This window comes from Ravibacter arvi, from assembly GCF_039540405.1.
Lineage (GTDB): Bacteria > Bacteroidota > Bacteroidia > Cytophagales > Spirosomataceae > Ravibacter > Ravibacter arvi.
Window position 1 is genome coordinate 675,118 of sequence record NZ_BAABEY010000036.1, and the last position, 23,349, is coordinate 698,466.

Here is a 23,349-nt window from a genome sequence, read left to right on the forward strand (position 1 = left end):
CTTTATTGGCCGGCCATGATCCAGGCGACCAGCAATAACAGACTGATAAAGGTAACCAGATAATAGGTTTGGATTCGCCCGTTCTGGAAGCTCCTGACGAGCTGTCCGATTTGTCGGGCGCAGGTTGTTACCAGTTTTACCACCCCATCCACGATTATCCGGTCGATCCAATTGACTGCGCTGGCAGTGGTCACCATAGCCCATCCGAGCAGGTTAATGAAGCCGTCGATCACGTAGATTTCCAGGTTTTTCAATACTTCGGCTGCCCATTGAAAAGGCGCCAGGAAGAATGTTGAAAAATGACGATCCTCCCGGTAGTCGCGGAGCAAAGCAAAGCGGTTCCGGTCGGAGTCTTCCCGGAGTTCGGGTAAGCCGGGTACAGTCTGTACTTTTCGGGTAGCTATAAAAATCGCCAGGATTGAAATCACTACGGAAGCCGCGGGGACAAAAAGGCCATGTGCATGCGCGGTCAATTCCAGGTGCCGGGCAAACCAGCCGTTTGCGGCATCAACCGGGTTCCCGGAAAAAAACAGGAAGAAAGATAGCAGCGATAAAATTCCCGTGGGCGCGAGCATCAGTGCCCCGGACTCGTGCGGATGAATGTCCCCGGTGTGATAGCGTGGCGCGCCGAAAAAGACAAGCCGGACCTGGCGGGTCATGTAATAGGCGGTGAGGCCTGCAGCAGCCATTGCGATGACAAGCGCCACATAGGCAAAGCCGCCCCAGGCAGTAGCTTTTGCAGCGGCTGAAATAAAAATGGCATCTTTTGACAAGAATCCGGAAAAGAAAGGCAAACCCGCCAAGGCGGCAGAGCAAACCAGGTAGCAGGCGAAAGTAACCGGCAGTTTTGAACGGAGCCCGCCCATCAGCCGCATGTCCTGCCGGTCAAAACTGATTCCTTTCCCGGGCGTGAGGGCATGTATGACCGAGCCAGCAGAAAGGAAGAGCCCGGCTTTAAAAAAGGCGTGGGTGACGAGATGAAACATCGCAAGCTGCCAGGCGCCGGTCCCGATCGCAAAAACCATCAATCCGAGTTGCGATTGAGTGGAATACGCGAGCACTCTTTTTATATCCCAGGCGAAACAAGCCCTGATGGCGCCGTCGGCCATGGTAATGAGGCCGATGCCGGCGATTATCATTTCGGCGGTGGGCGTAAGCAGAAAGGCGACGCGTGCCATCAGGTAAATCCCGGCAGCGACCATGGTTGCTGCATGGATAAGCGCAGATACCGGGGTTGGGCCTTCCATCGCGTCGGGTAGCCAGGCCGACAACGGGAACTGAGCGGATTTTCCCATACAGCCGCCAAATAGCAGCAGGCCGATAACGGTGAGGCCGGCCGGGGGAATCGTCGCGACCTGTCGGGACAATAGCGCGAAATCAGCCGTCCCGGTATGGTAAATGAGAAGCAGGATGCCGCTCAGGAATGCCGCATCCCCGATCCGGTTCATGATAAAGGCTTTTTGAGCGGCCCAAACGGTACGTGGTTTCCGGTTCCAGAACCCGATTAGCAGATAGGAGCAAAGGCCGACCAGTTCCCAGAATGCATAAATGATAATCAGGTTTCCCGCCAGCAGTATTCCTATCATTGAGAACAGGAAAAGCTGAATGAATCCAAAATAACGGGCAATGTTGCTATCGCCTTTCATATAGCCGATGGAATAGCATTGTACCAGCAGTGCTATGCCGTGAACCAACGGCAGCATGAACGCGGTTAACGCATCGGTAGAAAGAGCGAGGTCAAGCCTGAACATTTTCCCGGAAACCCAGGGATATACCAAAGCCAGTTCTTTCCCGGCTGCCATTATGCTGACTACGAGCCCCGAAGCCGTTGCGATACACCCCAAAAGCCCCGCAACGGGAGTTAAGGATCTGCCTGAAACCAGTAAGATCAAAGCGGTGGTTAATGGTATTCCAATCAGTAATCCTATTTCCATACTTCACTTGCCGGAATGTAATTGACCGTTTTATTCGGTTCGCGAAACCGGGACTCCGGCAAATTACGACCATACAAGCGAAATTGCCATGAAGAATCCCTGTTGTGCAGGAGAAGCGCTGGGGCATGAGGTACAGCCATCCGGAAGGCGAAAACGGTAGATACTAAAAAAGCTCTGCAAATATCTTTAATAAATGAGCGAAATCAAACCGTAATACTAAATGGTCTATAAATCCTATCGAGAAATGGAATACTACTGACGTTCCGGTGGAATTGTGTGCTTTTACCGGCAGGAGCCGGTGATCAAGGCGTGCTCATCCTGATATCTTTTACCATCAGCTGAAGCGTTCGGTTTCCCCGGAAAACGTTTTCTTCGAGTGTATAGCACAGGGAGAAGGGCTTTTTTGTCATGAGCTGATCGAGGAATCCGGTTGCGCCGAAAGCTACCGCAGTAAAGGGACCCGTCCCGTTTTGATGAACCTCCAGCTTCAGGTGCTTTTCTTTCATGATATACGGGTTCCTGTACAATTCGAGGCCATGGGAGACGAAGACCGGGGGCATGTTTTCGGGACCGAAAGGCGCCATTTGTTTAAGCAGCCTGTAGAATTTGGGGGTGATGTCGGTAAATGAAATTTCGAGATCTACCGATACGCTCGGTATGAGCTGTTCCGGTGAGATGCGTTCCCGTACTACCTCGTCAAATTTTAACCTGAAAGCCGTGACATTCTCAACCGGAAGGGTCATGCCGGCCGCGAAAGTATGACCGCCAAATTGTTCCAGGAGTTCGGCGCAGGCTTCTATGGCTTCATACAGGTCAAAGCCCGGCACTGACCGTGCCGAACCGGTTGCTTTTCCGTTGGAGTGAGTAAAGATAATGGTGGGCCGATGGTAATGCTCAATGCACCGGCTTGCAACGATCCCGATAACTCCCTTGTGCCAGTTTTCCTGGTACAAAACGGTGCTGCTGGCGTTACGAAGCCAATCGTCCTGCTCGATCATGACAAGCGCTTCATCTGTAATGCTCGAATCAAAATTTCGCCGGTCCAGGTTATAGCGGTTGATTTCGATAGCGAAATCTTCTGCGTCGGACACGGCGGTTGCCAGGAGCAGCTTAACGGCTTCACGGGCGTGCTTGATGCGGCCGGCGGCATTGATTCTCGGAGCCAGTGCAAAAACAACCTGGGTAATGTTGACTTCACCGGCGAGGCCCGCTACGTTCATCAGCGCTTTAAGGCCGGGCCGCGGGCTTGTGTTGAGGAGTTGAAGACCATGGTAGGCCAATATCCGGTTTTCGCCGGTAATAGGGACAATATCGGCGGCTGTACTGACCATAACCAGGTCGAGGTAGGCCAATACCTCGTCGGCGGGAATACGACGGGCGCTGGCCAGGGCCTGGGCGAGCTTGAACCCGATGCCGCAGCCGGTCAGTTCTTTATAGGGATAAGGACAATCGCTCCGTTTCGGGTCCAGTACCGCAACGGCGGCCGGGAGCCGGTCGCCGGGCCTGTGGTGATCGCAAATGATGAAGTCGATGCCCCGCCTTGCGGCTTCCCCGACTTTATCCAGAGATTTAATACCGCAATCAAGAGCGACAATCAGGCCGATGCCATTTTGCTCGGCCCAATCAATAGACTGCCAGGATATGCCGTAACCTTCCGCGTAGCGATCGGGGATGTAATAGTCAACGGCTTCGTAAAACCTGCACAGAAAGCCATAAAAGAGGGCGACAGCTGTGCTCCCGTCTACATCGTAATCACCGTAAACCAGTATTTTTTCGCCTTCGGCAATCGCTTTTTGAAGACGGTCGACCGCCAGGTCCATGTCCCTCATCAGGAAAGGGTCATGAAGGTCTTCCAGGCTGGGTCTGAAAAAATGTTTGGCTTTCTCAAATGAGTCGATGCCGCGCTGTACCAATAACTTTGAAATAGCGGGCGGGACATTGATCTCCTGTTCCATTTGCGCTTCCCGGAGCGCCCGGTTTTCGTCGGCGACGGGCTGAATGATCCACCTCTTTTCTGCTTTCATCTGGCAAATATAGTATAGTAGTCTGGGATCAAACCGTTGTTTTCAGGCGGTCTGCCGGTATAGCCTGTACTTCAAATCCGCAAGACATTCACAACCAGGAGCCTTTGGCCGGTTTATGCGATTTGACACGAAAAAGAGCAGCCGCTCATTTCACTTTAACGAAAAAATGAATGGGCGGCTGCTCTTTGTGAGAACGTTTTTTTTGACAGATGTTATTTGTCTCTTGTCAGTACCTCGTCGATCAGACCGTAAGCCTTCGCTTCTTCGGAGCGGAACCACTTGTCGCGGTCCGAATCGAGTTCGATCTGTTCCGGTGTCTGTCCGGTATGGTTAGCCAGGATGCTGTAAAGCTCATCTCTCAGCTTCACGATTTCCCGGGCTGTAATTTCGATGTCTACCGATTGTCCCTGTGCACCGCCTGAAGGCTGGTGAATCATCACACGGGCATGGGGTAGGGCGGAACGCTTTCCTTTTGCCCCGCCAGCCAGTAAAACGGCGCCCATGGAGGCGGCAAGACTGGTGACTACCGTGGCTACGTCAGGACGTACGTACTGCATCGTATCATAAATACCAAGACCGGCATAAACAGAGCCGCCGGGGCTGTTGATATACATAAGGATGTCTTTTTTTGCATCGGCAGACTCCAGGAACAGCAACTGTGCGACTACGATATTAGCGATATTGTCGTCGACACCGGTACCCATAAAAATGATACGATCGGCCATGAGGCGGGAAAACACATCTACCTCGCGGAAGTTCATCGGGCGTTCTTCGATGACGGCGCGGGTCATGTTCTCAACTGTATGGTTGACGTACCCGTCAACAGTCAAACCGTTCATACCGAGGTGGTGAACGGCATATTTTCTAAATTCTTTTCCGAAATCCATATTACTTGATAATTGAATGATCAAACTTTCGAATTAAAATACTATGCCCAACGTTGTGGATACAAAAATGGGACATTAGAAGAGAAATACTTGTCAGGAAAACTGTTAAAATGTCAGATAAAACTATGAAAAGTTTTGAATATGTGCCGGAACGCATTCGGTTAGCCCGCCAGGCGAAGGGACTTTCACAGGAAAACATGGCAGATGCCCTTCATATTTCTACTACCGCCTACGGAGATCTCGAACGAGGCAAGACCGAACTTACACTATCGCGGCTGGCCTCGGTTTGCGCGATCCTGGAAATTCCGATCGCTCAGCTGCTCAGCCCCGATCAGCAGAAGCAGGCCGAAGCAGAATGGCTGAAGGAGGAAAACCGGCGTCTTCACCGGGAGAATATGGAGCTTACCTTTAAAAATGAATTGTTGCAGGACCGCCTGAAAAAACTGCTGGCTGCCGGCTCTGAGCGGGAAAGGATTGGTTTCTAGAGCTTGTTTTGCCCGGAGACAGAGACGTTTAGCGCGTTTCGTTACGCTTTTTTGTAATATTGGTATTTCATTAGAACCTCTTCCTATACCGTGTCCTATGCCCTCTCTATCCTTTTCCGGTCATTTTCGGGAATTCAAGACCCATTTTAATCCCGGCCTTCGTCACAGCGACGTCGCTGTAAAATATGCGGAATTGGCTCAATCCGCTTTTTAACGGCACGTTCATGAATGCTTTTATCAGGATCGGCCCGGAGGTAGCACCCTGGCTGATTCCCGTTGTGGTGTTGTTTGTCCTGGTTTCCGGGAAAATCCTGCTGGAATGGAAGAAGGGCGAAAGAATAGATAGCATCTGGATAGTATCTCTGGCAGTGATTACGTTCCTGGCGCGTGTGCCGGTTCTTCTGATCAACCGGACAAGCAATGTTGACGAAGCACAGACTATTGCCCATGCGCTAACCCTTTTCCGGTTTCCCGCCCCCTGGAAGGGCATTGATTTCACAACGAACGGACCGCTGAACGCCTATGCGTTCTATCTTCCGGATTTGCTCGGGCTACCAGTCGATTTTCTGACTTCCCACGTCATCCTCACAGTCCTGGAAATCATAATGGTTTGGGCTATTTATACCACCATCGTGAACTGGATGAACCGGGAAACAGCGGCGGTTACCCTTATCCCGCTTTTTATTTTCCTGGCTTTTGCGCAGAACGAAGATTTTACGCACCAGAGTAGCGAAATATGGTCAGCAGCAGCACTGTCGGTAGCCTTCGCGAGTTTTTCGGACCTGACGCGCCGAGACGACAAAAGGTTCGGGCAATGGGTGTTTTTGGGGCTGATGCTGGGCATGGTGCCTTTCGGAAAGCCTCAGGGGGCACCGCCGGCACTGATTTTTACGGCCTGCATTTTTGCATACCTGGTATTTGAACTGAAAGGGCGGGCAATGCTTGCGGCAGGTGCGGCTTTGGTACTGGGCGCTGTAACGGTTCCGGGTATTTTTGCAATGGTAATCACTTACTACCGGGCCTGGACCGATTTCCTCGATCTTTTCCTGATCGCTAACCTGAAGTATGCCGAAATGCACGGGGGAGGGGTGGCGATACTACCCTCCTTTCTTTGGAAATGGGGACGGTATTCCGGGGTGAGCTTACTGTTTTTGATTACAATGCTCATTTGCCTGCCCGCTGTGATTTCGGGGAACAAGCTTTCAAAAAGAGACCGTCTCATAGGCGTCACCTTGTTGCTGGTAACCGCCGGTGGCGCATTCGCGGTAGAGCAGGCCGGCCGGCCATTTGACCACTACCTTATTCTTTTTTTATTTCCCGGCCTGGTATTGCTACTTGCCTGGGGGATACACCAACTGAGCAATCGAAAGGCGACCTGGATAGCGCTTTCCGGAAGTTTCTGCCTGTTTCTGGCATTCATAGTGCTGGCGAACCGGGCGACTTACCAGGTCATCGCCGACGCCTATAAAAAAGGTACGCCCTGGCGAATGGAGGTCTCGCCCGTTTCGGCCTACGTTCGCAAATGGATCAAAGATGACCGGGACTGTATAGCCGTTTATGGCTACTACAATGAAATTTATGTGGAAACGCAGCTGCCTTCTGCTACCCGCACGGTCACGGCTTACCAGCATTCCGTGATTTACCCGGAATTGTATACACCTTATTATTGCAAAGATCTTCTCACGAACCGGCCGGTAGTGTTCGTGGACGCCCTGGATGTCCCGCAGGATTTCCGGCAGAAATTTGTCAACCGGGCCGGGCATTCGTTTGTTAAAGTGCCGGCGATCAGCCGGTTTTTACAGGAACAATACCAGTTGGTCAATGTTATCGGGCGGGCCCGGATTTATGTGCGAAATGACCGGTTGGCTGCGCATGACTAGCCGGCCGGGAAAGTATGCGTCCCGCTAATTCTCCTTATCGGCCGCCACTACTTTCATCTGGCCTGACATCAGCCGCCAGTGCCCGGGAAAAGTACAGGTGAACGGGTAGTCGCCGGCGGTCACGGGGGCAACAAACCGGAGCCGGTAGCGCTCATCCGGGTTGACCAGCGGACTGGCGGCAATTATTTCGGAAATGGAAGGAACGTAATTTTTCTCGCTGGCATCCGGTTGTGTAATCATAAGGTCGGCAGCACCGCCAATTTTTTCCAGCGTGCCCGGTTTGCCAATGACCAGGTTGTGGGGCATTGCGTCGGGGTTTTCAAACACAAGTTCAACCGGTTGGCCTGCCTTTACCGTAAAAGTGCTCAGGTTAAATTTCATTTCCTCGCGGACCGCACGGATGTGTACGACCTGGGTGTTGGCATTACTGCCGCTTTCCTGAACGAGCCCAAAGGATTTTAAAAGCGCAGCGTACTTGTCCAGGAGGCTGGCGGGTATTTGATGCTGAAGTTCTGTCAGGAACCCGGCGTCTCCCGGTTCTGCGTTTTCCGTCCGTTTAGCGTCCCAGCCTGAAATTACCCCTCTCAGAATGGCATTTTTTGCGCTGTTGGCCGGTTGCAGCGACATTTTTAGCAACCCGATAACCTCACTGCCGGAAGCGTAAGAGGCGTATCCCCGGATTGCGCGTTCCAGAGCGAAAGACGTCAGGTTCGCCGGGCGTATTACCTCGAAAGTCCTGGCCAGCCGGTTGTTGCCGCTTTCATCTCTTTCCGGAACGGTTTGCTCGGTATCCACGATAGCGGTAACCGTCACTTTCCCGGCTTGCTCGGCTGTAAAACCGAAGCTGCTTTTCCAGGGGCCGTTGTTGCCTTCCGTAAGTTGTACCGTCTGACCGGCGCCGATGCCTTTGGTGAGCTGGCGGCTGATAAAGCTCTGGCTGATCCCTGCCCCGTCGATGTTGACGACAACGGTGGGTACGCTTTCCTTCGGGACCTCGCGGCCACCCAGATTGGTGATGTCAACGGTGATCCGGGCGAGGTCACGCATGTTGAGCGGCTCGGGCGAGATGCGGATATCGGTTACTGCCAGCTCGGCCGTCGTGGCCAGGTCCGGCAGGTTCGAGGACTTGGCGGCAGGCGGGTTCCCGGTATCATGATGTGCATGAGCGGTTGCTTCGAGCGCAGTTGATCTGCCGGCCTTGCTTTGCAAATCAGCAAGGACCTTTTTGCGGAGCACACCGTCGTGCGCATTCAGGGCAACTGCGAATGCCTCGGGCAGCCACCGGTCTTCTACTTCCGAGGCTTGTGAAAGCCTGGTTGATATGGCGTTTTCAATGGCACGCGTCAAAGGAATTTCGCTGAAAGCCAGTAAGGTATTGAGCACAACCAGCTTATCGGGATCGTTCAGAAGTTTTTGGCTGATCAGTGCACTACCCGTTTCCGGATTTTTGGGGAGAACCTGTACCGCATTTTTCCTTACCGCAGCGCTCGGATGCCGGAGCGCCGAAAGTACGGCCCTGAATACGGCCGGATTTTCATTTTTTATTTCGCCGAGCCCATGCAGCGTCCACAGAGCGTGAATTACGCCTGTATTGAGCCCAACGGCATCTACTGAACGGTCGCTGACCAGGCTGATAAGCTCAGGCACCACATCTTTCTTTTGCCGCTCTACCAGCAGGCGCTGGGCGTGCAGGCGCCAGAACATATTGGAGTGGCGAAGTGCCTTCAGCAATTCCTTTGGTTTTTCTATTGAAAGCGTAACCGGCTGGTAGGAGGGTGCGTCTTTCCACCCGACCCGGTAAATCCGCCCGTGCGTATAATCGCGCAGGTCGGTCTGGTAAGCATTCCCGGGGCCGTTCTCGAAACCTTTCGGAGTAGGATTGTGCTGTATAATGTAGCTATACCAGTCCGCCACCCAGACGGCACCGTTCGGCCCCACCTGTGCGAACACGGGAGAGACCCATTCATCGGCTCCCGCCAGTAAGTTGAAACCCAGCTTATCGCGGAAGTCGGTTCCGTGCTTCTCCATGTAGTTGATGTGGAGCAGGTGGCCTGTAGGTTCGGCGACGAAAGCAGCCCGGTTCCAGAATTTTTGAGGGAATGCCCGCGCGGTATAGAACTGGTGACCGGCTGCCGCGGTGAAACCGCCGAAGACGTCGACCTGTCTTACTTTGTCGGTGATCGGCTGGAAGCCTTTGTGCGTATCGGTGCTGCGGCTGCCATTATCGACTTTACTGGCCCCGTAATAGCGGCTGGGGATAGCCATGTACCAGCCATGTGCGTTGTTTGCCGTTGATCCGAAAAGATCGCCTGCTTCATTGAAGCCGAGCCCCCAGGTATTGTTCGAAGTCCGGGTAAGCAATTCCATATCCGAGCCATCTGGGCGAAAGCGGAAGAGGGCCTGCCCGAAATTGAGCGAATCGCTTTTGCCGAACTTCCCTTTAAAGCCCGAATAACCGACAGCTCCGTAAATCCAGTTATCGAAACCGTAGTGCAGGCTGGAAGGGCCTGCATGCGTATCAAAAGTGCCGAACCCAGAAAACAGGATCTGCTTTACGTCGGCTCTGTCATCGCCGTCGGTGTCTTTTAAAAACAACATATGCGGCGCCTGCGCTACGATAACCCCGCCATTGGCAAATACCATCCCGGTCGGGATGCTCAATCCTTCGGCAAACCGGGTAAACTTGTCGGCTTTACCGTCGGCATCCGTGTCTTCGCAAATGAGTATGTAGTCGTCGCCCCCTTCGGCTTTTCGCTCGTTGGGATAATCTTTGGTGATTAAGACATAGAGACGGCCCCGTTCATCCCAGCTCAGGGCAATCGGGTGCGTGACGTTCGGCTCGTGGGCAAACACGTCGAGGGTAAAACCGGCCGGCACCTGGATTTGTTTGACTGATTCCTCGGGGGAAAGCGGTAACTGCTGCAGTTGGGGACCGGGGCGTTGTTCGTAATTGGGCAGTTTTGCTTCACGGTAAGCGAACGGGGCCGGATTAAGCGCCGCATGCGCCTTCCTGGCATCGTCGTCAATGACCCATAATATGCCTTTTTCAATCAGGTCATGAAAGCCGGGTTGCGACCAGGTCTTTTCATCGTGACCGTAAGCGGTATAGAAAATTTTACCTTTGCCGTGCTTTCTGACCCAGGTATAAGGCTCGGTCTTTTGCCCCGGCCGGTCTTTTTGCTGGTCCTTCCCGATCAGCCGTTCGGTTAGTACTTCATTGTCTTTTTCCAGCTTCGTATGCAGATAGGTCTCGTCGACGGTTTTGAAAGGTGCAACGCCTGCGATAGCCGGATGGTCCGGTTTTACCCAGACCGGTTGTATGGTATCCCAGGTGTGACGCCAGAATTGTCCGCCCATCAGCCTGACTATCTGCGGGTCATTCCGGAAGCAAAAGGAAGCGCAATGTACCGGGATAAACCCCTTGCCGGAAGCTACAAAATCGAGCAAAGCTTTTGACTGCGGAGGGGTAATAGAATCCAGGTTGGCATACAGCAGCAGCGCATCATATTGCTTTAACGTGGCGTTGTCCAGGTCATCGGGGTCGTCAGTATAAGTGATATTGATCCCTTTTGGTCCCAGTGCGGCCATGAGCTGCGGTACCCTCGCGGCCGGCTGATGATGGCCGTTGTCGCCGAGGAAGAGCACTTCAATGCGCCTGCCTTTTCCGTTATCGTCTTTATGAACGCGCGCCTGCTGGCCTGAGGCCGAAGTCAGCGCCAGCCCGACCAGGCATACGGCTGATAATATTTTCATTCAAAGTCCGGTAATCTGATGATTTCTCCACCTTTCAAAGCTGATTCGTGGGCCAATATTCCCACGCTGGTCCAGTTCGCGGATTGTTGTGCGTTTGGAAAAGGTTCGCGGTCTTCTACCAGCGCTGACAGGAACTCATGGACCAGATGCGGGTGTGAACCTCCATGCCCGGCTCCCTGGGTAAATGACAGGTGGGTAGCATCTTCGGCGTCGTAAACGCCGCGGGTCGTGAAAGATCGGATTTCAGCCGGCAGCAAATGAGCGTAGTCGGGCGTTTTGACGCGTTGCGGAATTTCGTGCTCTTCCTTTTTAGCAGTGTGAATGACGGGATCTTCGCCCTCAATGAGGGGCCATTCAAAAGATTTCTCGCTGCCGTAAACCTCGAAGCTTTCACGGTATTGTCTTGCCGTGTCAAACAACGAACGGTATACATAGGCAGACAAGTCGCTGTTTTTGAATTTGATATGAGCGGATTCTACCGCGAAAGGCGAGTTGTGGATTTTGGCGAGCTCTTCACGGATGGTGCCTGAACCGAAGCAGGAAACATATTCGGCCTCCAACCTCAGTAACCCCGCTACCGGGCCCACGCAATGAGTGGCGTAGTGCATGGGCGGAAGTCCCGGCCAGTAGTCCGGCCAGCCGTCCATGTCCTGCTGATGGCTGGCTTTCAGAAATTGAACTTTCCCTAATTCGCCTTTTTCATAGAGTTCTTTCACGAATAGAAATTCCCGCGCATAGACCACGGTTTCCATCATCATGTATTTTTTCCCGGTTTCCCTAACCGTGCGTACAATCTCTTTGCATTCTTCAACCGAAGTAGCCATCGGGACGGTACAGGCGACATGTTTTCCCGCCCGGAGCGCCTTCAATGTCTGTTCGGCGTGGTTCGGAATGGGCGAATTGATATGGACAGCGTCAACAAGAGGATCTTTCAGCAATTCATCATAGTCCGTGTAACGGACGCCGATTCCAAAGGCGTCGCCGACAGCGTCGAGCTTGGCCCGGGTTCGTTGACAAATTGCGTACATGTTAGCTTGAGGATGTTTCTGATAAATGGGGATAAATTCTGCACCGAAGCCCAGGCCTACAATAGCAACATTAATTTTCTTGGACATGATATGTATTACGGGTAAGTTTTATTTCAGACAATTGTTTTTTAGACATTTTATTGGCAAGGTACAAAGCGGGAGCCGCTGTTTTGAACGCAATAAAGAATATCTTGCGCAATTATAAGAGTGTGTTAAAAAAAGACCGTCATTTCAGACGTATTTGGAAGGCACTTCAAACACCCTCCGGAGCATACCTGGTTTCAAAGAAAAACTGAAGATTATGTCATCAAAGCACAGAATGGTCCCGTTTTTACTCACTTTCCTGTTTCATGCTGCAGGCTTTGCCCAGAAGTTGGACATGAAGGCGCTGGATAAGATCAGGCAGGAGGGTATGAGCAATTCTCAGGTAGAAGCCATTGCGCACCAGCTCACGGATGTTTCGGGCCCCAGGCTGACTAATTCGCCGGGTTTTCAAAGGGCCGCGGAGTGGTCTGTCGGCAAGCTTACCGAGTGGGGACTGCAAAATGCCAGGCTCGATGAGTGGGGTGAGTTCGGCAATGGCTGGCAGTTTGAGAAGAGCTATCTTGCCATGACGCAACCTTATTATATGCCTTTTATAGCAATTCCGAAAGCGTGGACAGGGAGCACGCCGGGTTTGATTTCAGGTGATGTGGCGGTGGTTGAACTTAACAATGAATCCGATTTTGCCAGGTATACGGGCAAGCTGAAAGGTAAGATTGTGCTTGTCAAAGGTGAAGATTTTGACGCGGGCCCTACTTTCAAGCCCGATGCGGTACGGCTCACGCACGAGGATCTGGATAAGCTGACCAATTCGGAGACATTCGGAGGGCAGCGGTTCTCGCCCGAAATGCTGGAGCGCTACCGGCTCATGCGAAACTTCAGGACCAAGGTAGACAGTTTTTTGAAGGCCGAAGAAATTCAGTTGGAGCTGATTCGTAGAAACGGCCGGCACGGAACGCTGTTTACGAGCAACGGAGCGTCTTTCCAGGCGGGTACGCCCGACCCGGGCCCTGCTTTTGAGCTTTCCAATGAACATGCAGGGTTGCTGCAGCGATTGAAAAACAGCGGTATGGAGGTAAAGGTAGAAGCCGACGTGAAAACCAGGTTTTTCAAGGAAAAGACAAAAGCCGCCAACGTAATTGCCGAAATACCGGGCAGCGACAGGAAACTGGCGGACGAAATTGTAATGTTGGGAGCCCACCTGGATTCGTGGCACGGAGCGACCGGCGCCACCGACAATGCCGCAGGCAGTATTGTCATGCTGGAAGCCGTACGTATTCTGCAGGCCACCGGCTTAAAGCCGAAGCGTACGGTCCGCATAGCGCTTTGGTCCGGGGAAGAACAGGGCATATACGGTTCCCGGAATTATGTCAAAAAGACCTTCGGTGACGCCGAAAGGATGATGCTTCATCCTGATCACGAAAAACTGTCGGCGTACTACAATATTGATAACGGCACCGGCCGGATCCGGGGCGTGTACCTGCAGGGGAATGAAGCGGTACGACCGATTTTTAAAAAATGGCTGGAGCCGTTCGGGGACATTATCGACCAGCCTACCCTCACCTCGCGTAACACCGGCGGAACCGATCATTTGAGTTTTGATGCGGTGGGTCTGCCGGGTTTCCAGTTTATACAGGACGGTATCGAATACGGATCCAGGACCCATCATACCAACCAGGACCTGTACGAGCGCCTGGTAATGGACGACCTCCGGCAGATGGCTGTCATTGTAGCTTCATTTGTGTACAATACGGCGCAGATGGATAAAAAAATGCCAAGAAAGGAATTGCCAAAGCCGGTCGCCAGGTAATAACATTTGATTATTAGGGTAGTACCGGTTAACTTGTACTGTTTTTAGGTTGAATTATCCGATTCGCATGTGATGAGTTTTTTTCGGGAGATTGAGCAGAGTTTTCACGATTTGCAGAGTAGACGGAATTTTCTTTCCCGGACCAGCCTGGGTTTGGGTGCCGCCGCATTGTCGGGGTTGCTCAATGCCGATAAAAGCTGGGCGGGCAAGGAACGCGGTGCAGCCGCTCCTGAAGTGGAAATGCCGCTAGGGAAGCCTCATTTTTCGCCTAAAGTGAAGCGGGTTATTTATCTGTTTCAAAGCGGGGCGCCTTCGCAACTGGACCTTTTTGACTATAAACCCCGGTTGGAGACCATGTGGGGGCAGGACCTGCCCGAATCTATCCGGAAAGGACAGCGTCTTACCGGCATGACTGCCGGGCAAAGCAAGTTTCCCCTGGCCGCTTCGGCTTTCAGGTTTGATCGCTACCTGGACGGGAAAATGTGGATGAGTGAGCTGATTCCGCATATCTCAAGCATTTCCGGCGAGGCAACGTTCATCCGGTCCATGTATACCGAAGCAATTAACCACGATCCTGCCATTACTTTTTTCCAGACAGGCAGCGAGCAGGGCGGGCGACCCTCCTGGGGGTCCTGGGTGAGCTACGGACTCGGGTCAGACAACCAGAACCTGCCTTCTTTTGTCGTATTGTTGTCCAAAGGGCGGGGTGGTGACCAGCCGTTGTACGCCAAATTATGGAGCAATGGCTTTTTGCCTTCGGTGCACCAGGGTGTCGTTTTCAGATCCGGGCCTGATCCGGTGTTTTACCTGAACAACCCCGGCGGAATAGACAAGGTAACCCGGCGGCGGATGCTCGATGCACTGACCGAATTGCACGACCTTCAATACAAGAAAGTGCTTGATCCGGAAATCAGCCAGCGGATGGCACAATACGAAATGGCGTACCGCATGCAGACTGCTGTTCCGGAAACGCTCGATATTTCCAAAGAGCCGGACTATATTTTCGATATGTATGGTGAGGAGTCCCGCAAGCCCGGTACTTTCGCTGCCAACTGCCTGTTGGCCCGCAAGCTTGCCGAGAAGGACGTGAAGTTTATACAGCTTTACCACCAGGGCTGGGACCAGCACGGGAACCTGCCCAAAGACATACAGATCATGACTAAATCGGTGGACCAGGCGTCGGCGGCGTTGGTGATGGATCTGAAACAACGCGGGCTGCTTGATGAAACGCTGGTGATCTGGGGGGGCGAATTTGGTCGCGGGGCCTATTCTCAGGGAAAACTGACACGGGAAAACTACGGGAGGGACCATCATCCGCGGTGCTTCACGATCTGGATGGCAGGCGCCGGCGTCAGGAAAGGCTTTGTTTATGGATCGACGGATGATTTCAGCTACAACATTGCGGAAAACCCGGTTCATGTGCATGATTTCCAGGCGACTGTGATGCACCTTATGGGGATCAACCACGAACAGCTCATCTTCAAGCACCAGGGGCGTCGTTTTCGCCTGACCGATGTGTCCGGTAAAGTGGTCGACGGTATTTTGGCTTAACCTGAGTGTAATGGTTTTGTTTTAAGATAGGGGCAAACTCCCTATTTTTGCACCATGTTGAATTACAGTAAGAAGGCCGTTTTTTTTGACCTGGACCACACACTCTGGGATTTTGACCGGAACGCCGGGGAGGCGCTTTCCGAACTCTATGACATTTACGGGTTTAACCGTTACTTCGGTTCCACCCCGGTTGAACACTTTATTTCGACGTATTCAACCATTAATCAACAGCTTTGGGGCTTATACAATACGGGTAAGATTACCAAGGAAGTTCTAAGGAAAAGGCGTTTCCGCGAAACCTTCCAGGTGCTCGGCGCCGATCCGGATGCATTCCCCGAAAAGTTCGAGGAGGACTACCTGGCTATCTGCCCCAGGAAACCGCACCTGTTCCCCCATGCCATAGAAGTATTGGAGTATTTGCGTCCCTCCTATTCCCTGCATTTGATTTCAAATGGCTTCAGGGAGGCCTGCCAGATGAAAATCCGGCATAGCGGTCTCGAGAAGTACTTTCAGAATATCGTGATCTCCGAGCTGGTTGGGGTATTGAAGCCGCATCCGGCTATTTTTCATCATGCCCTGGCAAAAGCCGCGGTGTCCGAGACAGAGGCTGTAATGATAGGCGATAACCTGGAGGCAGATGTAAACGGAGCAATGAAGGTGGGTATCGAGGCCATATTTTTTAATCCCAACGGACTGGAGATAGAACCGGAGGGCTACCTGAGTATCCGGTCGCTTGACCAACTGCGAGATTTGCTTTGATATACCTTAACCGGCCCTGCTCGGATTGAGGGGGCTGTCAGGACCGGGTTGAAGCGGGTTTATAGCCGCGTAGAAAATCTGCAATCCCCATTTTTCGTTTTCCCTCAAGCTGAAGTTCGGTAGCGGCCAGCCACCCGTCGCCGGTTTTGAAGTAGAGGTAACTTTTGCCGTCCGTGACATAATCGCCGGGCAGTGCGCTTCCCTGAAACGATACTTTTTCGGTGCGGTAAATCTTGCAATTTAACCCGTCCAGCGTTGTCCATGCGGCCGGGTAGGGGGAGAGGCCCCGCACCAGGTTGTATATGGACGAAGTGTCCTTCTGCCAGTCGATTTGCCCGTCTTCACGAAACAGTTTGGGGGCCGGGCGCAAGTCATCGTTTGCGTCTTGTACTACACTGGGGAAGGAACCGGCGCCTAATGCGTCTACTGTTTTTACAACCAGCGCAGCTCCTTTTTGCATCAGCCGTTCATAGAGATCGCCGGCGGTATCTTCGGGGTGAATGCGTTCACGGTCCTGGAAAATGATCCTGCCCGTATCGATTTCTTTTTCTATAAGGAAGGTCGAGACACCGGTTGCTTCTTCGCCATTAATTACCGCCCAGTTAATCGGGGCGGCTCCGCGGTATTGCGGGAGCAGCGAAGCGTGGAGGTTAAAGGTACCCAGGCGTGGCATGGACCAGACAGCTTCCGGAAGCATGCGGAAGGCGACAACCACAAAAAGATCTGCTGAGAGGCTGCGCAATTCCTGCAGGAAATCCCGGTTGCGGAGCTTTTCGGGCTGCAGCACTTTCAACCCCTGCGAAGCTGCATAAACCTTGACAGGCGAAGGTGTGAGCTTAAGGCCTCTTCCGGCCGGTTTGTCGGCCGCAGTAATTACCGCTACTACGTTCTTCCCCGCTTCAACAAGCGCTTTCAAACTGGCTACGGCGAAGTCAGGGGTGCCCATAAAAACAATCCTCGGAGAAGCTTCCATCTTATAAAATCAATATGAGACCAGGTGTTATTCTTCCCAAAATTAGAACATTCCGGCCAGAATCGGCAGGCTGAAGCCGGGAAACAGGCGGCAATAAGCTTGTTCTGGCGCACCTGAACGCGCAGCAAAACCGGCAGACACAGGTGATCGTTTGATTGTTAGCGTTTTGCGAAAGAATATATTTTCAAAACTGTCCAAACACTTGTTTGAATTGTTTAATCTTGCTATTTTTGAGTTTGTGCCGAAGAACAAATGAGAAACAGAGTTAAAATAGCATTTCCACAAAATATAAGTTAGACGCCCTACGAGAAGCTGGCTTACTTCTGTAGAACGGTTTGGATACCGTTCTTTTTTTTTCGCCCTGGGCGAAGTAAGCGAAAGGCGGAAACAGGACATTATAAAGACAGTTTTTAAAAATGGCAAAGGTATCGTATTACACAGAGGAGGGTCTTAACAAACTTAAGGCCGAGTTGAACGAGTTAAAGACCAAGGGACGTGCGGATATAGCCAGGCAGATAGCGGAAGCCCGTGATAAAGGTGATTTGAGCGAAAATGCGGAGTATGACGCTGCGAAAGATGCGCAGGGGCTCCATGAGCTTAAAATTGCCAAATTGGAAGAAACGCTTTCCAATGCCCGTATTCTGGATGAAAATTCGATTGATACCTCGATGGTAGCGGTATTGTCGAACGTGAAAATCAAAAACCGGAAAAACGGTATGGTTGTTACGTATACACTGGTATCGGAGGAGGAGGCCGATCTGAAGCAGAGTAAGATTTCGGTTGGCTCGCCTATCGGGAAAGGGCTGTTGGGAAAGAAAGTAGGCGAAGTGGCGCAGATCCAGATCCCGGCGGGGTTGGTGGAATTTGAAGTGCTGGATATTTCGAGATAATTATTCGCAAAGTGCGTTATATCGTCGGTTGTGATATTGGTACGACGAGCGTAAAGGCGGTGTCATTCAGCCTGGAGGGTGCTATTCTGGGTAGTGAAAGCATTGCTTACCCGATGTTGCACCCGGCTCCGGCTTACGCCGAGCAGGACCCGGATGAAATCTTCCGGCACACTGTGACGGTTTTGAAAAAACTGATCGCCGGACATGATAAAAGCCCGGTGGCGGTGGTTTTCAGCTCGGCAATGCACAGTCTGATGGCGTTGGATGAGCACGGGGTACCGGGCTCATCGCTGATTATCTGGGCAGACAACCGAAGCGGTGACCTGGCTGATCGCCTGCGAAACTCCGCAGGCGGAAAGGCGCAATATCTGCGTACCGGTATTCCTGTTCACGCAATGACGCCCGCGTGCAAGCTGTTGTGGGTCAATTTGCATAAGCCGGATGGGTTATATAGGGCTTCCAGGTACCTGGGGATAAAGGACTATGTAATTTTGAGGTTGACCGGCCGGCTGGTGACCGACTATTCCATGGCAGCCGCAATGGGTTTGCTTAACATCCGCACTCTGGAGTGGGATGAGGAAACGCTCACCGGCCTGGAAATAACCCCGGGGCAATTGCCTGAAATTGTTTCACCTTATTTTTCCGCCCCTGTGACAAGGGAATGGGAAATCCTGAAAGATATTCCGGTTATCGCGGGCGGGAGCGACGGCTGCCTGGCGAATCTTGGCAGCGGCGCCGGCGGACCGGGTACTTTGGCCCTCACCATAGGTACCAGCGGCGCAGTCCGAAAAACTTTTAAGGAAGTGCACCTCGACCTGCAAATGCGTACCTTCTGCTACCCGCTTGACCGCGATATCATGATCGTGGGCGGACCGACCAATAACGGCGGGGTGGTTTTCCAATGGTTGAAAGATACTTTTTTTGCGGATCTGACTTTTGAACAGATGCTCGAAGGAGCCGCGGCTATAGCGCCCGGTTCGGAGGGCCTTACCTTTTTCCCTTATTTGATGGGAGAGCGTGCCCCGTTATGGGATTCGGCGGTACGCGGCAATTTTCACGGCATTGATATCGGGCATACGCGTTTCCATTTTGCCCGCGCCGTGATGGAGGGAATACTCATGAACCTGTACACCATTGCCGGTGTGCTGCTTGAAAAGGAGGAAGCGCATATTCTGTATGCCAACGGCGGATTTGCCCAAAGCCGCGTGTTTGTCCAAATGCTGGCAGATATCTTCGGGATGGATGTGGCTTTGAACGCAACCAACGATGCGGGCTGCATTGGCGCGGCCCTTGTAGGGTTGAGGGCCCTGGGAGAAATACCCGACTTCTCCAATGTGGAGAATTTTGTGAAGGTAGCGGAAATAGTTAAGTTCAATGCAGACGTGCACGCAGCCTACCGGGAAGTGTTTGACCGGTTTGGTAAACTGCTGAAAACGATACCGTTGTAAGGGGTTTGTTCTCTTATGTTAAAAAGACTGCTTACTTTTTCATAAAAATTTGGGTGTTCTGTTGCGATCAATTGGTTGAAACATTACTTTTGCAATCCCTTTATGAATGAGGAGTGACGGCCAGGTGGTGGAATTGGTAGACACGCTACTTTGAGGGGGTAGTGCCCTTACGGGTGTAGGAGTTCGACTCTCCTTCTGGTCACTGATAAAAAGGCGTTTGCGAGGAGCAAACGCCTTTTTTGATGGATTATTTTTCTTGCCTTTCCCGCTTGTACAGGATGATAAAGGATCAATCCGTTAATTCAGCTATATACTTAATCTAAGTTGCTCCACAAGAATTATTCTTGATCTCAACCTCCTCCACAACTTTTGTATTTGATCCCGAAAAAGCCAATCCAGAACCGAATGAAAAGGAAAAAAGGCCGACATCTCGCGACATCGGCCTTTTGTGGAGGAAGCGGGACCATCTCCGCGTGTTTAACTCGCTGATTTCCAGTGTATTTTTTCAGTGTATATCCGAATTATTAGCCTTTTCTTTTTTCAGGTAGAGTGCTTAGTTTCTGTAATGTATTGATAATCAGATATTTTGCTATATGTCCTTTTTCATTAGGGTATATCCTGAACTTTGCCCCAAAACCATGTTCCGGAATCACCGGTGATTCTGCCTTTATGTGATTCTCCGGGGTGTCACCTTTCCAGGATCTTTCACAGTTGGAAATGTCTATGCTGGCCGTCGTTTCTGTGAGCAGCCGGCTGTTAATCAAGATCGATCTTTCACAGATGCAGCATAGACGGGAATATCTATGGGATATCGTACCGTGACTGCGCCGGGACGGGTTTCCCCTGGACAATCACGGTTGTTCATTTTGTGCGTTAGCTTTCAGGCCTGTAGGGTTTTCGTCAGGATCGTTAAACCGTATCCCTTCCGGTATTGGCGGAATTGTATATTTGATTTTCGCGGCTTCTTTTGCATTCCTGATTCTAAGCATTTCTATGACCTCTTCCAGCGGATAAGTTTTTTCATCCCTTCTCGAATGGATTAACGCGCTATCCATCAGGTCTTCAATATATTCATCATACGGCTCATAACGGAGCGTTAGGCGCTTGATCTGGCCTTTGCGCGTGCATTCGATTTCTGCGCATCCTTCAGGTAACGGCGGATCGGTTTGCGCTGCTCTCTCCAAAGCAAGACGGATCAGGTGCAATACCTGCTTGTCTTTTGAATTAGCATCGAGCGTTACGCTCTCAACGGATCGGGGACGGTATGCTATTTTGATATCCGTTGCCATGTCATAAATGTGATTGACTTGGTATTACTGCGCTGAGCTCTATCACGCTATTCTTTTTCCTTGTCGTCTTCGTCTACTTCTGAAATATAATCCAGTACCCCGTTAACCCAATTAATAACTTCAGCCGTATTCGTTTTGTGTCCCACTTGTCGAGCACTTCTTTTGTAGGCGTCCAAAAACCACTTTTCAGAGATAAAACCAGAACTCGCCATGAAGAGTGACCAAAATAAATATCGGTCTTCGTAGCTGAAAAGTACTTTTCCTAATTTCTTTAAAGTTTCGTCGTTTGGCGGTTCTGCTTCAGTTACATCATCTAAGAGGTTTTTTTTCATTGCTGAAAACTCGTCTCTAAATAGCATAGTAACCCAATTCGTAAAGTTTCTCAAAAGCCCGTTCTCGGTTTTTAACTCCCTGAGTTTTCGGTTGACTTCTTTTAACTCCTGATTCTTTCCGGTGCGACTTGCTTGGTTATTACTTTCGTCAATAACATCAAGTACAGAAACATCCAAAGCACGGCAAATTGCTTTTAGCTGGGCTATCGTGAGTAGCTCGCCCCTATTTTCAAGCCTTGCGTAATTGCTTCTTTCCATATCCAGTTTGGAGGCGAGTTCCGCTTGAGTTAACCCGCTTTCTTCCCGTATCTGTTTTAACTTTTCTGTTATCATTTGACATTGATTTTTAGAACCTTACAAAGGTATTCAAAAGTTTTTATGCGAAAAAGTATCAAATATTTGGAATATAATTCATTAAATATTTAGATTTGTATCAAAAATCAAGAACATTAAGCATAATATTTACGGTTATGGATACAGTACTAAGAAAGGCGTTGAATCGCGCAAGTGGCAAAACGGGACTTCCTGTTAAGCCCGACCGGGCTTTCTATAATAAAGTCGGGATCAATCAAAAGCGCTTTGGTCAGTTGCTACGTGGTGAAAAGCCAATATACGGCTTTGAGGCCGTCAACCTGTCGGAGTTCTTCGGTGTGCCTTTAGAGGAACTATGTAAAAACGAAAGCCCGGCCGCTGCTGGTAACAGTGCCGGGCAAAGTGTCAATGTTTAATATCTCACAATCAAACCATTACGACAATGGCAAAGTTAATCAATTCTGGTCAAAAGACCATGCAACCAAAGAGCCGGGCAAATGTCCGGTTCATTCTGCATCAACCCGGCGTTAGGTCAACACATGGCGTTTTATATGTCCGTGTGACTGTAGACGGTCTGCGCGCTCCTGAAAGGTCAACCGGTATACGCGTCCTTCCCGGTGAATGGGATAGCAAAAAGCAGGCAGTTAAAGGGAAGTCAACCGAGGCCGGTTTGATCAACAGCCGGATAGCACAATTGAGAACCCGCTTTTTAGAGGCGCAAGATCATCTCACGCTATCAAGGGAAACGATCACATCCCGAAAGCTGGCCGCCCTGGCTATGGGGGAAGGAGCGGCGGACAAATATACGTTTCAGGAAATATATGAGCGATTTGTAAGGGAAAAGGAACTCACGTCCGACAATAGCAAGCGTACGTTCCAGGTCTACGCCAAATACTTCACCAATATATCCCGGTACCTGGAAGAATCCGGGCAAAAAGGTTTACTGATAACCGACATTGACGACCGGGTTTTCCTGGGGTTAATCGAATACATGAAAGCCCGGTTCAAAGAGGATTACGCGGCCAAAATCTCCGGCTTTTTCCGGTCGGTATATACCTATGCTTTTAACAAAGGGCTGGTGAGCAAAAACCCGCTGGCGTCTATCCGGCTGGGGAAGTCCGGTCTATACGACCTTACGCACCTGTCACAGGATGAGGTCAAGCAGTTGGCCGCTTACGATTTCAGCACGTTGCCGCTTCCGGATGATACCATACGGGTATTGGATGAGGAACGGGACGCCCTGGTGTTTTCCTGCTTTACTGGCCTGCACCATTCCGACTACGTAGAAAAGCGGTACAGGATCACGGAGTATAACGGTAGCAAATGGATTGAGGGGCACCGGGTCAAGTCAAAGGGCGGTCGTCAAGACAAGCCCTACCAAATGAAGCTGCACCCCCTGGCCCTGGCGATCATAGACAAATACCAGGGCATAGACAAGCTACCCAAACGGAATAACTATAAGCGCAATTTGATCCTGAAGCAGATTGCGGCCTATGTTGGTATTAATAAGCACTTGACAACCAAAATAGGGCGAAAGACGCTTACCAACTACTGTATAAATGTTTTAGGGATTTCTCACGAAGCTACGGCGGAAATACTGGGGCATAGGTCTACCAATTTCATAAAGCATTACGGGAAGCTGGACAAAAGTCGGTTGGATAAGGACATACAGTTTGACCAGGAAGACCTATGACCATCACCCGGCTGACCTACATCAAATATTCCGGCATCTGGTCAATGCACGTAAAGGAGTATTCCGGGAAGCGTCACCAAATGTTTGTTGACGAAGAAACGGCAAAGGGGCTTTTAGAGGCCGATTTTATCCGTACTGATGGCATGCATTTCGAGGACTATCGGTTTGTTAAAAGTCGTTCGATAAGCGAATCAGAAAAGGCAGAATGTGAGAAAGTAAGGCTCATAATTAACCGTAGGAAGTTATGATAATCAGGATC

19 protein-coding genes and 1 tRNA gene are annotated in these 23,349 nt (G+C 51.1%); 11 read left to right on the forward strand and 9 right to left on the reverse strand.

Features of this window, described 5'->3' with window-relative positions:
• Positions 1 to 2: 2 nt before the first annotated feature.
• The 3 genes from ABD852_RS22475 to ABD852_RS22485 all read right to left on the reverse strand — a co-directional run bounded on the left by ABD852_RS22475 (position 3) and on the right by ABD852_RS22485 (position 4,845).
• Positions 3 to 1,934: an NADH-quinone oxidoreductase subunit 5 family protein gene (locus ABD852_RS22475; protein ID WP_345032997.1), complete on the reverse strand. Its 1,932-nt coding sequence runs from the start codon at positions 1,932 to 1,934 to the stop codon at positions 3 to 5.
• 302 nt (positions 1,935 to 2,236) lie between these two features.
• Positions 2,237 to 3,958: a single-stranded-DNA-specific exonuclease RecJ gene (gene recJ / locus ABD852_RS22480; RefSeq protein WP_425568831.1), complete on the reverse strand. Its 1,722-nt coding sequence runs from the start codon at positions 3,956 to 3,958 to the stop codon at positions 2,237 to 2,239.
• Between the two features lie 212 nt (positions 3,959 to 4,170).
• The gene (locus ABD852_RS22485; protein WP_345032999.1) at positions 4,171 to 4,845 is read right to left on the reverse strand and encodes a ClpP family protease; all 675 of its coding nucleotides are present in this window, start codon (positions 4,843 to 4,845) and stop codon (positions 4,171 to 4,173) included.
• Positions 4,846 to 4,970: 125 nt separating this feature from the next.
• On the opposite strand from ABD852_RS22485, the gene ABD852_RS22490 reads away from it, so the two are divergent.
• Positions 4,971 to 5,330 carry a helix-turn-helix domain-containing protein gene (locus ABD852_RS22490; protein ID WP_345033001.1) on the forward strand — a complete coding sequence of 120 codons (360 nt, stop codon included), beginning with the start codon at positions 4,971 to 4,973 and terminating at the stop codon, positions 5,328 to 5,330.
• A gap of 185 nt (positions 5,331 to 5,515) precedes the next feature.
• Positions 5,516 to 7,210 (forward strand): hypothetical protein, encoded by a 1,695-nt coding sequence (locus tag ABD852_RS22495; protein ID WP_345033003.1) that lies wholly within the window; start codon positions 5,516 to 5,518, stop codon positions 7,208 to 7,210.
• A gap of 24 nt (positions 7,211 to 7,234) precedes the next feature.
• Here ABD852_RS22495 and ABD852_RS22500 read toward each other — a convergent pair whose 3' ends face one another.
• Positions 7,235 to 10,963, reverse strand: coding sequence for a PVC-type heme-binding CxxCH protein (locus tag ABD852_RS22500; RefSeq protein ID WP_345033005.1), 3,729 nt, complete (start codon positions 10,961 to 10,963; stop codon positions 7,235 to 7,237).
• Positions 10,960 to 12,078, reverse strand: coding sequence for a Gfo/Idh/MocA family protein (locus ABD852_RS22505; RefSeq protein ID WP_345033006.1), 1,119 nt, complete (start codon positions 12,076 to 12,078; stop codon positions 10,960 to 10,962). Before ABD852_RS22505 ends, ABD852_RS22500 begins: the two co-directional genes overlap by 4 nt.
• Before the next feature lie 214 nt (positions 12,079 to 12,292).
• Between ABD852_RS22505 and ABD852_RS22510 the strand changes: the two genes are divergently transcribed.
• From ABD852_RS22510 to ABD852_RS22520, 3 genes are all read left to right on the forward strand, one after another.
• A complete protein-coding gene (locus tag ABD852_RS22510) occupies positions 12,293 to 13,843 on the forward strand; it encodes a M20/M25/M40 family metallo-hydrolase (protein WP_345033007.1) in 1,551 nt (516 codons plus the stop codon).
• 72 nt (positions 13,844 to 13,915) lie between these two features.
• Positions 13,916 to 15,394, forward strand: coding sequence for a DUF1501 domain-containing protein (locus ABD852_RS22515; RefSeq protein ID WP_345033008.1), 1,479 nt, complete (start codon positions 13,916 to 13,918; stop codon positions 15,392 to 15,394).
• 54 nt (positions 15,395 to 15,448) lie between these two features.
• A complete protein-coding gene (locus ABD852_RS22520; RefSeq protein ID WP_345033009.1) occupies positions 15,449 to 16,153 on the forward strand; it encodes a YjjG family noncanonical pyrimidine nucleotidase in 705 nt (234 codons plus the stop codon).
• Between the two features lie 37 nt (positions 16,154 to 16,190).
• Here the strand turns inward: ABD852_RS22520 and fmt are convergent, their stop codons facing one another.
• Positions 16,191 to 17,126, reverse strand: a complete 936-nt coding sequence (fmt, locus tag ABD852_RS22525) for a methionyl-tRNA formyltransferase (RefSeq protein WP_345033010.1) — start codon at positions 17,124 to 17,126, stop codon at positions 16,191 to 16,193.
• A 42-nt stretch (positions 17,127 to 17,168) separates the two neighbouring features.
• Entirely contained in the window at positions 17,169 to 17,522 is a 354-nt protein-coding gene (locus ABD852_RS22530) for a hypothetical protein (protein ID WP_345033012.1), read from the reverse strand.
• Between the two features lie 20 nt (positions 17,523 to 17,542).
• Here ABD852_RS22530 and greA point away from each other — a divergent pair, with 20 nt between their 5' ends.
• The 3 genes from greA (at position 17,543) to ABD852_RS22545 (ending at position 19,666) form a co-directional block, all read left to right on the forward strand.
• Entirely contained in the window at positions 17,543 to 18,016 is a 474-nt protein-coding gene (gene greA / locus ABD852_RS22535; protein ID WP_345033014.1) for a transcription elongation factor GreA, read from the forward strand.
• A gap of 11 nt (positions 18,017 to 18,027) precedes the next feature.
• A complete protein-coding gene (locus ABD852_RS22540) occupies positions 18,028 to 19,464 on the forward strand; it encodes a gluconokinase (RefSeq protein ID WP_345033015.1) in 1,437 nt (478 codons plus the stop codon).
• A 118-nt stretch (positions 19,465 to 19,582) separates the two neighbouring features.
• A tRNA-Leu gene (locus ABD852_RS22545) sits at positions 19,583 to 19,666 on the forward strand.
• A gap of 649 nt (positions 19,667 to 20,315) precedes the next feature.
• On the opposite strand, the gene ABD852_RS22550 is transcribed toward ABD852_RS22545, so the two are convergent.
• Positions 20,316 to 20,753: a hypothetical protein gene (locus tag ABD852_RS22550; protein WP_345033017.1), complete on the reverse strand. Its 438-nt coding sequence runs from the start codon at positions 20,751 to 20,753 to the stop codon at positions 20,316 to 20,318.
• Positions 20,754 to 20,800: 47 nt separating this feature from the next.
• Positions 20,801 to 21,418 carry a helix-turn-helix domain-containing protein gene (locus ABD852_RS22555; protein ID WP_345033019.1) on the reverse strand — a complete coding sequence of 206 codons (618 nt, stop codon included), beginning with the start codon at positions 21,416 to 21,418 and terminating at the stop codon, positions 20,801 to 20,803.
• 137 nt (positions 21,419 to 21,555) lie between these two features.
• Here ABD852_RS22555 and ABD852_RS22560 point away from each other — a divergent pair, with 137 nt between their 5' ends.
• Genes ABD852_RS22560 through ABD852_RS22570 form a run of 3 tightly spaced genes read left to right on the forward strand, consistent with a single transcriptional unit; the run spans position 21,556 to position 23,338 of the window.
• On the forward strand, positions 21,556 to 21,813 hold the full coding sequence (locus tag ABD852_RS22560; RefSeq protein ID WP_345033021.1) for a hypothetical protein: 258 nt from the start codon (positions 21,556 to 21,558) through the stop codon (positions 21,811 to 21,813).
• Between the two features lie 26 nt (positions 21,814 to 21,839).
• Complete coding sequence (locus tag ABD852_RS22565) at positions 21,840 to 23,090, forward strand: site-specific integrase (RefSeq protein WP_345033022.1); 1,251 nt, start codon at positions 21,840 to 21,842, stop codon at positions 23,088 to 23,090.
• The gene (locus ABD852_RS22570; RefSeq protein WP_345033024.1) at positions 23,087 to 23,338 is read left to right on the forward strand and encodes a hypothetical protein; all 252 of its coding nucleotides are present in this window, start codon (positions 23,087 to 23,089) and stop codon (positions 23,336 to 23,338) included. Before ABD852_RS22565 ends, ABD852_RS22570 begins: the two co-directional genes overlap by 4 nt.
• The last annotated feature ends 11 nt before the right edge of the window (positions 23,339 to 23,349 follow it).

Excerpts from the sequence above, each read along its gene's own strand:
- ABD852_RS22570 (WP_345033024.1), top strand. The coding sequence starts at position 23,087 with ATGACCATCACCCGGCTGACCTACATCAAATATTCCGGCATCTGGTCA.
- ABD852_RS22520 (WP_345033009.1), top strand. The coding sequence starts at position 15,449 with ATGTTGAATTACAGTAAGAAGGCCGTTTTTTTTGACCTGGACCACACA.
- ABD852_RS22555 (WP_345033019.1), bottom strand. The coding sequence starts at position 21,418 with ATGATAACAGAAAAGTTAAAACAGATACGGGAAGAAAGCGGGTTAACT.
- ABD852_RS22475 (WP_345032997.1), bottom strand. The coding sequence starts at position 1,934 with ATGGAAATAGGATTACTGATTGGAATACCATTAACCACCGCTTTGATC.
- ABD852_RS22565 (WP_345033022.1), top strand. The coding sequence starts at position 21,840 with ATGGCAAAGTTAATCAATTCTGGTCAAAAGACCATGCAACCAAAGAGC.
- recJ (WP_425568831.1), bottom strand. The coding sequence starts at position 3,958 with ATGAAAGCAGAAAAGAGGTGGATCATTCAGCCCGTCGCCGACGAAAAC.
- ABD852_RS22550 (WP_345033017.1), bottom strand. The coding sequence starts at position 20,753 with ATGGCAACGGATATCAAAATAGCATACCGTCCCCGATCCGTTGAGAGC.
- ABD852_RS22530 (WP_345033012.1), bottom strand. The coding sequence starts at position 17,522 with ATGTCCTGTTTCCGCCTTTCGCTTACTTCGCCCAGGGCGAAAAAAAAA.
- ABD852_RS22500 (WP_345033005.1), bottom strand. The coding sequence starts at position 10,963 with ATGAAAATATTATCAGCCGTATGCCTGGTCGGGCTGGCGCTGACTTCG.
- ABD852_RS22510 (WP_345033007.1), top strand. The coding sequence starts at position 12,293 with ATGTCATCAAAGCACAGAATGGTCCCGTTTTTACTCACTTTCCTGTTT.
- ABD852_RS22505 (WP_345033006.1), bottom strand. The coding sequence starts at position 12,078 with ATGTCCAAGAAAATTAATGTTGCTATTGTAGGCCTGGGCTTCGGTGCA.
- ABD852_RS22560 (WP_345033021.1), top strand. The coding sequence starts at position 21,556 with ATGGATACAGTACTAAGAAAGGCGTTGAATCGCGCAAGTGGCAAAACG.
- ABD852_RS22515 (WP_345033008.1), top strand. The coding sequence starts at position 13,916 with ATGAGTTTTTTTCGGGAGATTGAGCAGAGTTTTCACGATTTGCAGAGT.
- ABD852_RS22485 (WP_345032999.1), bottom strand. The coding sequence starts at position 4,845 with ATGGATTTCGGAAAAGAATTTAGAAAATATGCCGTTCACCACCTCGGT.
- greA (WP_345033014.1), top strand. The coding sequence starts at position 17,543 with ATGGCAAAGGTATCGTATTACACAGAGGAGGGTCTTAACAAACTTAAG.
- ABD852_RS22495 (WP_345033003.1), top strand. The coding sequence starts at position 5,516 with ATGCGGAATTGGCTCAATCCGCTTTTTAACGGCACGTTCATGAATGCT.
- ABD852_RS22490 (WP_345033001.1), top strand. The coding sequence starts at position 4,971 with ATGAAAAGTTTTGAATATGTGCCGGAACGCATTCGGTTAGCCCGCCAG.
- fmt (WP_345033010.1), bottom strand. The coding sequence starts at position 17,126 with ATGGAAGCTTCTCCGAGGATTGTTTTTATGGGCACCCCTGACTTCGCC.